The following is a 359-nucleotide window of genomic DNA, read 5'->3' on the forward strand; positions in this document are numbered from 1 at the left end:
TAAAAATGAAGCGGATTACCGGAGCGTATTTTTCGATGAGTTGACGCAAATCTGGCCTATGGTTTCATCAAAAGTATTTATTTAAAACGATTCCTGAAGCTGAATTTTTGAATACTTTTGCTCAAAAAGTTAACAATGTCATTTGAAAATTTAAGAAAAGAAGTTTCTACGCTTCTTGCTAACGATAAAGCTTCCACGGAAGCCAGGCTTACCGAACTTTGTGAATTGCTTAAAGCTGAAGTTGATTACTACACCTGGGTTGGATTCTACTTTAAGAACGGCGACAAAAACGAACTGAAATTGGGACCTTTTGCGGGAGAACCAACAGATCATACTATAATTCCTTTCGGAAAAGGTAT

The 359-nt window shown here is 36.8% G+C and carries 1 protein-coding gene; it reads left to right on the forward strand.

Annotated features, from left to right (window positions below; translation table 11 throughout):
* Positions 1-135: 135 nt before the first annotated feature.
* Positions 136-359 (forward strand): GAF domain-containing protein (locus HC175_RS21000; protein WP_369074364.1); only part of this gene is annotated, 224 nt, incomplete at its 3' end.

The sequence above is a fragment of the Salinimicrobium oceani genome (genome assembly GCF_012037645.1).